This window comes from Hasllibacter sp. MH4015, from assembly GCF_020177575.1.
Taxonomy (GTDB): domain Bacteria; phylum Pseudomonadota; class Alphaproteobacteria; order Rhodobacterales; family Rhodobacteraceae; genus Gymnodinialimonas.
Map to the genome: position 1 here is coordinate 1,863,490 of NZ_JAHTBK010000001.1, position 13,255 is coordinate 1,876,744.

Here is a 13,255-nt window from a genome sequence, read left to right on the forward strand (position 1 = left end):
CCGCCCGGCGCAGCGAGCCTGCGGGGGCATAGGCGGCCTGGGTGCCGGTCAGGTTCGGCAGATGCGGCTTTTCCCACGTCTTGTGAGGCAACGGCGTCTCCGACGGCGGCGTGTCCCAGGTGTGGTGCAGCCAGCCGTGCCAATCGGGATCGACGCGGGACGCCTCCGCCTCACCGTTGAAGATCACCCAGCGCTTCGTGTCGTCGGCATTGCGGTAGAATATGTTTCCGGCGGCATCCTCGCCCACCTTGTTGCCCTTGCGCGCGGTGAAGAGCTGGGTGCCGATGGTCTGTCCATCCCACCAGGTGAAGAGGCGTTTGAAGAAGCTGGCCATGGTTCGATCCGGGTCCGGTACTGGTCCCGCGTCTTGTGCCCGTTTGACCCGCCAAGGTCCAGTGCCATGCCGTCGCGCTTCGGGTGATTGTCGGCCCGGGGACAAGCCGCTTACGGCCCGCCGACATATCCGGGCCGACGTGACGGAACGGGTGTTCTTCAACGGTGGCGGGCGGCAGGACAGGTGGCCCTTGATGTGGCGGGGCGATTGCAGGGGGGCGGCGGCCTGTTCTATCAAGCGCGCAACCAATATCACGGGAGAGACCCTAAATGACCGATGGCCCCAGCTACGGCTTCGACACGCTCCAAATCCACGCAGGCGCGCGGCCCGACCCCGCAACCGGCGCGCGGCAGACGCCGATCTACCAGACCACGGCCTATGTGTTCCGCGATGCCAAACACGCGGCGGCTTTGTTCAACCTGCAAGAGGTGGGCTACATCTATTCCCGCCTGACCAACCCAACGGTCGCGGTGTTGCAGGAGCGGATTGCTACCCTGGAAGGCGGCGCGGGGGCGGTCTGCTGCTCCTCCGGTCACGCGGCGCAGATCATGGCGCTCTTCCCGATCATGGCGCCGGGGCGGAATGTGGTTGTCTCCACAAGGCTTTACGGCGGCACGGTCACGCAATTCTCCCAAACCATCAAGCGCTTTGGGTGGGAGGCGAAATTCGTCGATTTCGACGATCTGGACGCGGTGAAAGCGGCCATCGACGACGATACGCGCGCGATCTTCGGTGAAGCCATCGCCAACCCCGGCGGCTACATCATGGACGTGCGCGCGGTGGCCGATATTGCCGACGGGGCGGGCATTCCGCTGATTATCGACAATACAACCGCCACGCCCTACCTGCACCGCCCGATCGAGCATGGGGCCACGCTGGTCGTGCATTCCACCACCAAGTACCTGACCGGCAACGGCACCGTGACCGGCGGCTGCGTGGTCGATTCGGGCAAGTTCGATTGGGCCGCGTCGGACAAGTTCCCGTCGCTCAGCCAGCCCGAGCCCGCCTACCACGGCCTGAAATTTGCCGAGACCTTCGGCCCGCTGGCCTACACCTTCCACGGCATCGCCATCGGCCTGCGCGATCTGGGCATGACGATGAACCCGCAGGCTGCCCACTACACGCTGATGGGGATCGAGACGCTGAGCCTGCGGATGGAGCGGCACGTGGAGAACGCGGTGAAGATCGCCAAGTGGCTGGAAGCCGATGACCGCGTGGATTTCGTAACCTACGCGGGACTTGAATCGTCACCCTATTTCGAGCGTGTGAAGACGGTCTGCCCCAAGGGCGCGGGCGCCTTGTTCACCTTCGCGGTCAAGGGCGGGTACGAGGCCTGCGTGAAGCTGGTCGATTCGCTGGAGATTTTCAGCCACGTGGCCAATCTGGGCGACACACGCTCGCTGATCATCCATTCGGCCTCCACCACCCACCGGCAATTGACGCCGGAGCAGCAGGAAGCCGCCGGGGCCGCGCCGAACGTGGTGCGGGTCTCCATCGGGACGGAGGATGCCGACGATCTGATCGCCGATCTGGACCGGGCGCTGGCGGCGGCCACGGCCTGAGAACCGAATATTAACGCTGTTTGGGCCAGATTGGCCCCGGTGGCGGCCAAGGCGCATGGGGGGCGCGGTGGGACATGCCACCGCGCCCCTTCGCGTCGCCCCCTTTTGTGAGGCGTCCAAAAGATTTAGACTAAATCCTGCCGATGGGGCGCATCGGGCGTGCAGACTGGTTTGCCCTCCGGAAAAAGCCCTGTAAGAGGGGGCGATTGTGGCGCGACTGCCACGCCTTTGGACGAATGATCGAGGCCTGACTTGACGGTGAATATCGCACTCTTCCTGTCCGCGGACGGTATCGCGCTGGCGCATCGCCAGCCGGCCGGCCATTGGGCGATGATCGCGGAGGCGGATCTGTCCGGCGGCGACATCGGCGCGGCCCTGTCGACCCTGCGTGAAGCCGCGGTGGAGCGGGAAGGCGAGGAGTTCGAGGCGCTTCTGGTGCTGCCCGACGACCAGATCCTCTATACCTCCCTGACGGTGCCCACGGCGGACCCGGAACTGACGGTGTTCCGGATCGAGGACGGATTGGACGGCCTGACACCCTATTCCGTGACCGAGCTGCAATACGATTGGCGCGTGCTGGAGGAGGACCGCGTGAAGATCGCGGTTGTCGCGCGGGAGACGCTGGACGAGGCGCGCGGCTTCGCGGCGCAATACGGGTTCGTCGGTGCGGGCTTTGCCGCGATGCCGCCCACGGAACGCTTTCCCGGCGTGCCGCTCTTTGAGTTGAGCGACGCGGCGAAGGGCATGGATTTCTCCGCCGAGGGGATCGCGTTTGGTCCCGACACCTACGGGCAGCCCGAAGCGGAGGCGGCCGAACAGGTCGCGCCGGAGCCGGAGGAGCAATCAGACGCGCCGGACGGTGGCCTGAACGCCGAAGCGCCTGGGGTGATCCCGCCCGCCGTCGAGACCGAAAGCCTGCCGGACGAGGTTGCGCCGGAGGACGCCGCGCCTGAGGCGGAGGTGGAGCCCGCCGCTCCCGCCGACGCGCCCGGTGTTGTCGTTCCGCCGGTGGAGGAGCCGTCGGTAGAGGAGCCACCGCTGGAGCCGTTGCCCGCGGACGAGCCTTCCCTCTCCGAAGAGGTTTCACCCGACCCGGTTGATGCACCCGAAGAGCCGCCCTTCTCCGCCATGGAGGGGGAGAACCCGGCGCTGGCCGAGGCACTCAACATGGCCGCCGCAGCCGAAAGCGCGCCGGTGCAGCCGATTGCCGATCCGACCCAGGCCGGGCCGATCGAGCCGTTGCGGACGGAACCGGAAGCCGAGACGCCGCCGGACCCGATCGGCGATGCTGGCGATGACGATCCGGCCCTGCCGCCCGCCCCGTCCCCCGCCGCGCGGGAGGCCCGCCAGCGGGCCCGCGTGATCCGGGGGGAAGCCCCCGCCGCGAAGCCCGACAGCACCGCCGCCCCGGGCGGTCAATTCACCGCCCGCAAGAGCCGCGTCGACTCGCCCGCCGCCCCGCGCGGCAGCCTCGTTGGCCAACGGGAGGGTCGCCTTGGTCTGACCGGCGCATCTGTCAGTCCGGCAGGCGACACGCCGGACACACCGGAGGTGACGGAGGGTGCGGCGGCACAGATGCCCCGGCTTGCAGAACAGTTGCAGCGGGTGCGCGATGCCTCCAAGACACGGCCCAAACCCGCGAAAGTGGCCGATGCGCCGACCCGCCCGCGGGTGGAGATCGACCCGACGGCCGGTGGCAATCCCACCGGGTTGAGCGCAAGCCCCCGTCCCTCCCCCTTCGACACTCCACCCCCGGCGGCGGACACGCCGGATGCCGCCCCCAAACGCGGCCTTCTGGGCGGATTGCGCCGCTCGAAGCCGGAGGATCGGAAGGCCGACGCCGCCGCCCTGACGGCCCCGGCCCCCAGCGCAGATGTCCCCCTTGCGGCGCCGACGCAGCCGGAGGCGCGCGGCGGCCTTCTGCGCCGACGCCAGGCCGCACCTGTCACCGATGCGCCGGATGCGACCGATGGCGGAGACGGGGCGGCAGTCGAGGATGAGACCTTCACCTCGGGCCTTCTGGCCCGCAAGGCCACGCCCTCGGCCGGGCCGTCGTTCCGCACCGGGCTGATCCTGACCGTGATCCTGCTGCTGCTTTTGGCGATGGTGGCGATCTGGTCGGCGGTGTTCCTGCCCGACAGCCCGCTGGCGCGGCTTCTGAACGGTGGCGCGTCGGACGATCGGGTCGCCAGCGCGCCGGTCAATGGCGGGCAAGCGCCCGACGTCGTCACCTCCGCGCCCGTGATCGGAACGGCGGGGGGCGGGCAGCCGTCGCTCGCCGATGAAGCGGCGGCGGACGGCGTAGACCTCGACCTCGCCGCGCTCGACCCCGACGGGGCGGCCCCGCCCGGTGGAGACACGGGCGCCGCGGATGACAGCGCCCTGCCCGATATCGACGCGGATCTGGACCTGCCGCCCCTGCCCCCGATTGATCCGGGGCTAAACCCGTCCGTCGAGGAGGCAGAGGCGCTTTACGCGGAAGACGGGATCTGGGCCCGGTCCCCCGAGCGCCCGGACCTGCGGCCCTTCGATCTGCTTGACCAGACCTACACCGCCTCCATCGACCCGGAGGTGTCGGCGTTTGATGCCGTCGCCTTGCCCGATCCCGGCGTGAACCCGGGCGAATTGCTGCGCCGGTTCCCGCCGCCGCCGCCCTTCGGCACCGAGTTCGACCTGACCGCCGATGGTCAGGTGGCCCCGACCCCGGAGGGGGTCGTGACGCCCGAGGGCGCTTTTGTCATTTTGGGGACCCCGCCCGTGGTCGCCAGCCAGCGCCCGCGCGAAGTGGTGTCGGAGGCACCCGCCATCGACGTGGACGATGCGGTTCTGGCCGCCTTCCGCCCCGCCGCACGGCCCGCTGACCTGTCGGAGACACGGGAACGGCAGGTGCTCGGCGGCCTGACGGAGGAGGAATTGAGCGCCGTGCGCCCCTCCGCCCGCCCGCAATCACCCCAGGAAGCGGCGGCGGCGGCCTCTCTGTTTCCCGGCGACGGGCCGACCAATGCCGACGACCCGGACGCGGTCGACCCGGTGATCGCGGCGCTGTCGCAGGGCACCGATCTGGCCACGGCACGCTCGCTTCTGCCCGCGCAGCGCCCGTCCAACATCGCGCAGATCGTGGCAAGCGCCGACCGCAGCCCGCCCGAAGTGACCGAGGTGGCCGCCGTCGCCCCCTCCGCCGTGGCGCCCGGCCCGGACATCCCGTCCAACGCCGATGTCAGCCGCGCCGCGACCGAGCGCAACGCGATCCGCCTGCGCAATGTGAACCTGATCGGTGTGACCGGCACCGCGTCGGACCGGAGGGCGCTGGTGCGCCTGTCCTCTGGCCGGTTCGTGCGGGTGACGGTGGGCGACCGGCTCGACGGGGGCCGCGTGGCCGCCATCGGTGAGACGACGCTGCAATATACTCGCAATGGCCGGACCGTGACGCTCGAAATCCCCGGCTGAGGCCGACACGCACTCCATTCCCGATTTTTCCCGATCCGATCCCGATGCGCTCCCGTGCAGGTCCGAAGGCCAAGGCCTTCGATCTGCGCTTTGGGCGTGGCGCAGCGGGCGCGGCCAGGGCCGCGCGGCGCTGCGGAAGCGCCCGGGATGGAGAGGATCGCGCGGGTGGCGAACCGACCCTCCGGGGGAGGTATTTTCCGAAGCAAAGAAAGCGGGGTCAGAGCAGGAGTATCACCGCAAGGCCCAGGAAGGAGAAGAAGCCAACCACATCCGTCACCGTCGTCACGAACGCGCCCGAGGCGAGGGCCGGGTCGATGCGCAAACGGTCGAGGATGACCGGCACCAGGATGCCCGCAAGTCCCGCCACAAGCAGGTTGATGATCATCGCGGCCCCGATCACGACGCCCAAGAGCGGGGTTCCGAACCAGACAACGCCGACAATGCCCATCACGATGGCAAAGACCACGCCGTTGATGAGGCCCACCCCGGCCTCCCGCGTGATGACGCGGATCAAGTTGGAACTGGTGAGGTCCTTGGTGGCGATGGCGCGGACGGCCACGGTCAGGCTTTGGGTGCCCGCATTGCCGCCCATCGACGCCACGATGGGCATCAGGACCGCCAGCGCCACGATCTGCGCGATCGCCGCCTCGAACTGGGCAATGACGAGCGAGGCGAGGATCGAGGTGATGAGGTTCACGAAGAGCCAAGGGAAACGGCGCTTGGTGGTTTCCACCACGCTGTCCGACAGGCTCGATTCGTCGCCCACACCGGCGAGGCGGAGGATGTCTTCCTCGTGCTCCTCATCCAGAACGATCATGGCGTCGTCGATGGTGATGACCCCCACAAGCCGCCCGTCATCGTCCACGACGGGGGCGGAGATCAGGTGGTACTGGTTGAACGCATAGGCGACCTGATCCTCGGGCTGGCTGGCGGGGATGGGGCGAAAGCTGTCCTCGGTGATGTCGCTCAGCTTGACCTTGCGCACGGAGGACAAGAGCCGCCCCAGGGTCACGTAACCCGTTGGTTTCATGCGCGGGTCGGTCAGGATGATATGGTAGAATTCTTCGGGCAGATGGCCCGCCTGCCCGCGGATATGGTCGATCGTCTCGCCCACGCTCCAATGCTCGGGCACGGCCACGATCTCACGCTGCATGAGACGGCCGGCGGTTTCCTCGGGATAGGAGAGGGCCGCTTCGACGGCGGCGCGGTCGGCGGGTTCCAGCGCGTCGAGGATGGCTTCTTGCTGGTCTTCCTCCAGATCTTCCACGATGTCGACGACATCATCGCTGTCGAGTTCGCGCACCGCCTCCGCGATCACCTCATCGGGCAGGAGCGCCAGTACGTCTTCGCGCAGACCTTCGGAGAGTTCCGACAGAACCTCCCCGTCGATGCCCGAGGACCAGAGCGTCAGCCAGCCTTCGCGTTCCGGGGCGGAGACCTGTTCCAGAAGGTCGGCGATGTCGGCGGGGTGGAGCGGTTCCATCAACGCGTCGATGGTCTCCACATCCTGCGCTTCGACCGCCTGGCGGAGGGAGGCGCGCAGGGAATTGTCGAGCGCGTAGCTGTCACGCGCGTCGTCGCGGATGTCATCGGCGATCTGTTGTGGATCCACGACCATGGTACCCTCCCCGTCGGCGCGTGCCTTGCCCTCTAACATGGGGCGCGCCGAAGGGCTATCAATCGGGAAAGCATCGCGGGGGGGCGCCATGGCGGAACGACTGATTCTTGGGCAGGTCCTGGCGTTCGAAGGCGATCCGGGGGCGCTCGGGCTGGGGGCGGCACGCCACTGGACCCGTGGGGGTGTGCTGGTCCGGGACGGGCGGATCGCCGCCTTTGGCGACGGGGCGGATTTGCGTGGGCGCCATCCGGGGGCGGAGGTGACGGACCACAGGGATTGCCTGATCGTGCCGGGCTTCATCGACGCCCATGCCCATTATCCGCAGACCGGCATCATCGCGTCTTGGGGCAAGCGGCTGATCGACTGGCTGAACACCTATACGTTCCCCGAGGAGGCACGGTTCGGCGACGCGCATTACGCCGCGGAGGTTGCCGGGCGCTATCTGGACCTGATCCTGGCCAATGGCACCACCAGCGTGGCGAGTTTCGCCACGATCCATCCCGAAAGCGTGGACGCGTTTTTCGAGGCAGCGCGAGAGCGGGGGATGCGGGTCTTTGCGGGCAAGACCTGCATGGATCGCAACGCCCCGGAGGACCTGCGCGACACGGCGCAATCGGCCTATGACGACAGCCGCGCGCTGTTGGAAACGTGGCACGGGGTGGACCGCCTGTCCTACGTCATCACACCGCGCTTTTCGCCGACCTCCACGCCGGAGCAATTGCAGGCCCTTGGCGCGTTATGGGCGGAGCATCCCGATTGCCTGATGCAGACCCATCTGAGCGAACAGGTCGATGAGATCGCGTGGGTGAAGGACCTCTATCCCGCGGCGCGCGATTACCTTGATACTTACGAGGCGCACGGCTTGTTGGGGGCGAACGGGCTTTATGGCCACGCGATCCACCTGGAGCCGAGAGAGGTGGATCGTCTGGCGGAGGTTGGTGCGGCAGTGGTGCATTGCCCGACCTCCAACACGTTCATCGGGTCGGGCCTGTTCGACATGGGGCTGGCGGAGCGGATGCGCGTGGGTCTGGCGACGGATACCGGCGGCGGGTCGAGCTTTTCGATGTTGCGGTCGATGGCGGCGGCCTACGAGATCGGGCAATTGCGGGGGCGCGTACTTCATCCGGCGGAGCTGCTGTGGCGGGCCACCGGAGGGTCGGCGGAGGCGTTGGGGATGGCGGACCGGATCGGGCGGATCGCGGAGGGGATGGAGGCCGATCTCTGCGTGCTCGATCTCTGCTCCACCCCCGCCATCGCGCAGCGCGCGGCGCGCGCGGAGGATGTGTGGGAGGCGCTGTTCCCCACGATCATGATGGGCGATGACCGCGCGGTGGCGCAGGTTTACGTGGCGGGTCAGGCCGTCTGAGGCGCGAGGTTCATTGCCGCCTCCGGGACCACGCCCTTGACCCGCGTGATCGTGCCCTGGGCGACGCAGCACAACGTCTCCTCCCCGTCGCGGAAGGATGAGATGCGGGCCTGGACCACGGCCTGCCGCGCGCTCATCCCCAGGACCTTGCCATCGACCAGAAGGCGCGTGCCCCTGGCGGGCGCCACGAAATTGATCTTGAATTCCGATGTCACCACGTCCGATCCCATCGCCATACCGCCCGCAAAAGCCAGCGCCATATCCGCCAGCGCGCTGAGCACACCGCCATGGACGATGCCGTGCTGCTGCAAATGCGCCTGCGTCACGTCGAGGGCGAAGACCACGCCGTCGGAGGACGCTTCGAGCAATTCCGTTCCCAATTGCCTGGAGAACGGTTGAAGCGACAGGACGTGTTGAGCGAAATCATGGGGGGTCATCGGCGCACCTGCATGTCGGACGGGATCAGCCTGCCTGCAAGCGGACCCGCGCCCAAAGGGAAACGTTGCGTCACTTTGGCAGACCGATGCGGGCGCAAGCGCGCTATCGTGACCGGGACAACATTTGAGCCGAAACGGAGGACGCTGCATTGGCCCATTCCCCGACGATCATTCCCTATCTGAGCTACGCGGACGGCGTGGCGGGCATCGAATTCCTGGAACGCGCGTTCGGGTTCCGTCGCAATTTCGCGCAGATGGCCGACGACGGCACTTTGCTCCATGCGGAAATGGCATTTGGCGACGGGGTGATCCTGGTCGGCACGGCAGATCTGCCCAAGGGCTCGCCCGGGATCTACGTGGTGGTGGAAGACGTCGCCGCCCACCACGCCCGCGCGATGGAGGCGGGCGCGACGCTGGTGTTCGGGCCGGAGACGACGGAATGGGGGACGGAGCGGTACCGCGTCACAGATCCCGAGGGGCACGAATGGAGTTTCGGCACCTATGCCCCGTCGACGGAGCCGCCGGCCTGGGGCTGAGCGCGCGGGTCAGACGGCGCTTTCGACGGCGCCCACGATGTCGTCCACGACATCTTTCATCAGCGCTTCATCCTCCGCCTCGGCCATGACGCGGATCAGCGGTTCCGTCCCCGATTTGCGGATCAGGAGGCGGCCGGTGCCGTCGAGCCGCGCCTCCCCCTCCTTGATGGCGGCCTGCACTTCGGGCGTCTCCAACGGGGTGGAGCCGTCGCCGTAGCGCACGTTCTTGAGGAGTTGCGGCACCTTCTCGAAATTCTGGGACAGGGCGCTGGCGCGTTTGCCGGTGCGCACCATTTCGGCCAGGAATTGCAGGCCCGCGATCAGCCCGTCGCCGGTGGTGGCGTAATCCGTCATCACGATATGGCCCGACTGCTCCCCGCCCAGGTTCAGCCCGTGCTCTCGCATCGCCTCCACCACGTTGCGATCACCGACGGCGGTGCGGTGCAGCACGATCTGGCGGTCGGCGAGGTAGCGTTCGAGGCCGAGGTTGGACATCACGGTGGCAGCGAGCGTGTGGCCCTTCAGCCGCCCTTCCTCCGCCCACCTGTTCGCGAAGAGCGCCATGATCTGATCGCCGTCGGCCACCTGCCCGCGTTCGTCGATCAGGATCACGCGGTCCGCGTCGCCATCAAGGCAGATGCCCACATCCGCGCCCATGTCCCGGATCAGCTTCGCCGCAGCCTCGGGCTTGGTGGAGCCGCATCCATCGTTGATATTCAGGCCGTTGGGCTCCACGCCCATGGGAATGACATCGGCGCCAAGTTCCCAAAGCACCTCCGGTGCGGCGCGATACGCGGCCCCGTTGGCGCAGTCGATCACGACCTTCAAGCCGTCGAGGCGCAGATCGGAGGGGAAGGTGGATTTCACCCGCTCCAGATACCGCGCGCGGCCATCGTCGATGCGCTTGGCCCGCCCGATGCGGTCGGGGCGCGCGGGCTCCACGCCGTTGAGCGCCATCTCCTCGATCGCGGCCTCGGCCGCGTCATCGAGCTTGAAGCCATCGGGACCGAACAGTTTGATCCCGTTGTCCACGGCCGGGTTGTGGCTGGCGGAGATCATCACCCCCAGATCGGCGCGCATCGACGGTGTCAGCAGGCCCACGGCGGGGGTCGGCACCGGCCCCAGAAGCAGCACGTTCATGCCCGTGGATGTCAGCCCGGCAGTCAGCGCGTTTTCGATCATGTAGCCGGAAAGCCGCGTGTCCTTTCCGATCACCACCCGGTGCCCGGCGGAGCCGTCGCGGCGGAAATGCCGCCCCGCCGCAGCACCCAGGCGCAAAGCCATATCGGCGGTCATCGGATACGTGTTCGCGGTGCCTCGCACGCCATCGGTGCCGAAGAGTTTGCGGGTCATGCTCGGGTCGTCCTCATCACGTCGGGGCCGCGCCATTTCGGCTGGCGGTCCACAGGTCCAGCGCCTGCTTGTGCATCTCTATATCATGAACGCGCAGAATCTGAATGCCCTGCCCTGCCGCCCATAGGCCAACACCCGCCGATCCCGGCCCGCGCCGATCCGCCCGCGCCTCGCCCGAGATCTGGCCGATGAACCCTTTGCGCGAGACACCCAGAAGCACCGGACAGCCAAGCCCGTGAAACAGGGAAAGGCGTTGGATCAAGGCAAGGTTCTGCGCCTGTGTCTTGCCGAAGCCGATGCCGGGATCGACCACGATGCGGTCCCGAGACACCCCGGCGTCGGTCGCCTTGGCAACGGCGCGCGCGAGCCCGTCGAACACGTCCAGCAGGACATCTCCGTAGGCAGTGTCCGCCTGCGCCTGCATCGTCTGGGGCGTGGCGATGGAATGCATGAGGACAAGCGGCGCGCCCCGGTCGGCAGCCAATGCCGCAAGGTCGGGATCGAAGCGCAGGCCCGAGACGTCGTTGATAATCGCTGCCCCGGCCTCCAATCCCGCGCGGGCCACGGCGGATTTCCGGGTGTCGAGGCTGATTATCGGCGGCGCGCTGCGCGCCATCAGGGCGGCGATGACCGGGACGATTCGGGCGATTTCTTCTTCGACGGCCACATCTTCCGCGCCCGGACGGGTCGATTCGCCGCCAATGTCGATCAGGTCGGCCCCGGCCGCGCGCATCGCGTCGGCGCGCGCCACGGCCTCGTCGACATCCGCGTGAACACCGCCATCCGAAAAGCTGTCCGGGGTCACGTTCAGGATCCCCATCAGGCGCATCCGGTCCATCGACATCCCGCAAATCGGCGCGCGGGGCGCGGTCAGGGCCGTGCACCAGTCATCGGGTACGTCCGCCGCGGGCACAATTTTCGCATTCCCGTCGCGCGTGATCCGTTCCGCATGGGTGAACCACGCCGTCCCCCCGGCCAGGGGGCAGGCCCCGTCCGGGCGCACCGGGTCGATCTGGGGAATGGGGCGGTAGTAGATGGTCATGGCGCCGCGTAGCGCGGCTTGGGTCGGTGACGCAAGGCTTGCGCATCACGTCGCACTTTGTCCTCGCATTGGTCCGGTTCCGGGTTATCTCAGTCCCATGGATGACGCGCAGACCTTCCAGACCATGCGCTTGAGCGGCGTACCGCCCCGCCCCGGGGCGCTGCCGATTTACGACGCCCTGTTCGACGGTGCGGGGGAAAGCAACCTCGACCGGGATATCCAGGATTGGCGCCGGCATCAGATCGCGCCGTGGACGCTGCGCCATGCGGGGCAATGCGTGGGGGTCGGCGGCTTCCGGCTCGGCTTCGGGGAGGATGGGCTTGAAATCGTGTTCCGCTTCCTGCCCGCCTTCTGGGGGCAGGGCCTGGCGAGCGAATTCCTCACCTCCGCGCTCGATCACGCGCGACGGCACCTGAAAGAGGATCGCTTCTTCGGCTACGTTCCGGCCGGGCAGATCGCGGCGCGGCGTGTGCTGGAAAAGGCGGGGTTCAAGGATGCCGGTGCGCGTGCGGACGACAGCGTGTTGATGCGCTGCTAGTCCAGCTCTGCCGCGGCGGGCATGGCATCGGCGGCAAAGGTGTGGGGCGCATCGGGCGACCCATCACCGAACCGGATCAGCCTTAGCGCCTCGAACCCGTCGGCGAGCCAGCGGGCCAGTGCAACCGGATCGGTTACGGATGCGTCCGGGCCATCGACGGCATCCAGCACCAGCTTTGAGGGCGCCCAGACGCTGATCTGGCCGTTCTTCATGGCCCAATCAAGTTCCGTCCGGCTGTCGACCACGACGCAGCGCGGATCACGTGCGGCCAGAACCCAGGCCGATTGCTCGATCGCCAGGAGCGCGATACGTCGCTGCGGCATCGGGTGGACGGCCTGCGGGATCGGCAGATCGGGCGGCCCGACGCACAGGATCAGCGGTGCCTTCATCCCCTCCAACCGGTCGAGCAGGTCGGAGAGGTCGGGGCGCGCGATGGCGTCGTTGGACAGGTAGACGACGACGGGATGGGGGGCGGCCTCAGCCAGCAGGCGCAGGCGTCGACGGCCCTTGGGCGGCTCGCGAACGATCTCCACCCCCAACGTGAAGGGGCCGCGATCCAGCTTGCCGATCCGCACGAAAACACGGGCGGCCAGCGGATGTTCGATGATCGCGTCGGCGATACGGGCGGCCAGCGTTTCCAACAGGTCCATGCGTTCAGCGGCGAGGGCGGCGTCGATCGCCTCCACGATGGTGTCATAGCTGAGGATCTGGTCCACATCGTCCACCGCGCTCTCGGCGCGGGTCTCCACCTCCACCACCACGTCGAAGCGGATTTTCTGCGTCACCCCACGCTCGGCCTGGAATGCCCCGATCTCCACCTCCCGCACATGGTCGGTCATGGAAATCCGGTCGCGCGGCGCGCCGTCGGCGGTCGCCTTTGCGCGTTCCGCGGGATGGGCGAAGGCGTTGGAAATGTCATCACTCATCGGCGTGGCCCCTGTTGCGTCACGACTGGACGTAGCACGGGCAGCGCAGGGCCGCAGGGGTTCGTCGCGTCCTTCGTCAGGTCAATTGCGACAGGC

10 protein-coding genes and 1 pseudogene are annotated in these 13,255 nt (G+C 67.8%); 5 read left to right on the forward strand and 6 right to left on the reverse strand.

Features of this window, described 5'->3' with window-relative positions:
- Positions 1-19: 19 nt before the first annotated feature.
- A pseudogene (locus tag KUW62_RS09650) lies at positions 20-334 on the reverse strand (NADH:ubiquinone oxidoreductase subunit NDUFA12); the annotation flags it as partial.
- Between the two features lie 269 nt (positions 335-603).
- Between KUW62_RS09650 and KUW62_RS09655 the strand changes: the two are divergent.
- Both KUW62_RS09655 and KUW62_RS09660 read left to right on the forward strand, forming a co-directional pair.
- Positions 604-1,896, forward strand: a complete 1,293-nt coding sequence (locus KUW62_RS09655; RefSeq protein WP_224815274.1) for an O-acetylhomoserine aminocarboxypropyltransferase/cysteine synthase family protein — start codon at positions 604-606, stop codon at positions 1,894-1,896.
- Positions 1,897-2,154: 258 nt separating this feature from the next.
- Complete coding sequence (locus KUW62_RS09660) at positions 2,155-5,343, forward strand: hypothetical protein (protein ID WP_224815275.1); 3,189 nt, start codon at positions 2,155-2,157, stop codon at positions 5,341-5,343.
- Between the two features lie 217 nt (positions 5,344-5,560).
- On the opposite strand, the gene mgtE is transcribed toward KUW62_RS09660, so the two are convergent.
- Complete coding sequence (mgtE, locus tag KUW62_RS09665; protein ID WP_224815276.1) at positions 5,561-6,961, reverse strand: magnesium transporter; 1,401 nt, start codon at positions 6,959-6,961, stop codon at positions 5,561-5,563.
- Between the two features lie 88 nt (positions 6,962-7,049).
- On the opposite strand from mgtE, the gene guaD reads away from it, so the two are divergent.
- Positions 7,050-8,327: a guanine deaminase gene (gene guaD, locus KUW62_RS09670; protein ID WP_224815277.1), complete on the forward strand. Its 1,278-nt coding sequence runs from the start codon at positions 7,050-7,052 to the stop codon at positions 8,325-8,327.
- Here guaD and KUW62_RS09675 read toward each other — a convergent pair.
- The gene (locus tag KUW62_RS09675; RefSeq protein WP_224815278.1) at positions 8,315-8,764 is read right to left on the reverse strand and encodes a PaaI family thioesterase; all 450 of its coding nucleotides are present in this window, start codon (positions 8,762-8,764) and stop codon (positions 8,315-8,317) included. The genes guaD and KUW62_RS09675 overlap by 13 nt on opposite strands.
- A 149-nt stretch (positions 8,765-8,913) precedes the next feature.
- On the opposite strand from KUW62_RS09675, the gene KUW62_RS09680 reads away from it, so the two are divergent.
- Entirely contained in the window at positions 8,914-9,300 is a 387-nt protein-coding gene (locus KUW62_RS09680) for a VOC family protein (RefSeq protein ID WP_224815279.1), read from the forward strand.
- A 9-nt stretch (positions 9,301-9,309) separates the two neighbouring features.
- On the opposite strand, the gene glmM is transcribed toward KUW62_RS09680, so the two are convergent.
- Positions 9,310-10,653, reverse strand: a complete 1,344-nt coding sequence (gene glmM / locus KUW62_RS09685; protein WP_224815280.1) for a phosphoglucosamine mutase — start codon at positions 10,651-10,653, stop codon at positions 9,310-9,312.
- 16 nt (positions 10,654-10,669) lie between these two features.
- Complete coding sequence (gene folP / locus KUW62_RS09690) at positions 10,670-11,695, reverse strand: dihydropteroate synthase (RefSeq protein ID WP_224815281.1); 1,026 nt, start codon at positions 11,693-11,695, stop codon at positions 10,670-10,672.
- 97 nt (positions 11,696-11,792) lie between these two features.
- On the opposite strand from folP, the gene KUW62_RS09695 reads away from it, so the two are divergent.
- Positions 11,793-12,233 (forward strand): GNAT family N-acetyltransferase, encoded by a 441-nt coding sequence (locus KUW62_RS09695; RefSeq protein WP_224815282.1) that lies wholly within the window; start codon positions 11,793-11,795, stop codon positions 12,231-12,233.
- Here the strand turns inward: KUW62_RS09695 and KUW62_RS09700 are convergent.
- Positions 12,230-13,159 carry a dihydroneopterin aldolase gene (locus KUW62_RS09700; protein ID WP_224815283.1) on the reverse strand — a complete coding sequence of 310 codons (930 nt, stop codon included), beginning with the start codon at positions 13,157-13,159 and terminating at the stop codon, positions 12,230-12,232. The two genes, KUW62_RS09695 and KUW62_RS09700, sit on opposite strands and share 4 nt — an antisense overlap.
- Between the last annotated feature and the right edge of the window lie 96 nt (positions 13,160-13,255).